Genomic DNA, 400 nt, shown 5'->3' on the forward strand with positions numbered 1-400 from the left:
TTTTTCTGCCATTTGGACCCTCCCTTTTTCCGGATACCGGATCAATAAGTTATCTTTCATAATGCCATATAAGCGGATGCTACCATTTCCCACAAAAATCCTGTATAATGAAACACAGAGGCAATAATCCATTTTTATGATTATACTATATATTTTACAGAAGGGGCATGAGATTATGAAACAATTGCCGCATTTTAACAGTATTAGAAAAAAAGTCATTTTTTTAGATCTGATATTTGTTTTTCCATTGTTCGTACTGTTTTGTATTCTTATGAGTTATGTGTTTGAAGACAGCAATTATAAATTGAATAACAGTAAATTGAGTCTTCTGGAGGAGAAATGCAGTAATATTGCAAATCGAAATACAGAGATCATTAAAATTTCTGTTGGGATGTATTTG

General features: G+C 31.5%; 1 protein-coding gene. It reads left to right on the top strand.

Annotation, left to right across the window (positions count from 1 at the left end; all coding sequences use genetic code 11):
* Positions 1-175: 175 nt before the first annotated feature.
* On the top strand, positions 176-400 hold a 225-nt coding region (locus NE664_15105; GenBank protein ID MCQ4727961.1), incomplete at its 3' end, for a sensor histidine kinase.

Origin of the sequence: Anaerotignum faecicola, assembly GCA_024460105.1 — a bacterium.
GTDB lineage: Bacteria > Bacillota > Clostridia > Lachnospirales > Anaerotignaceae > JANFXS01.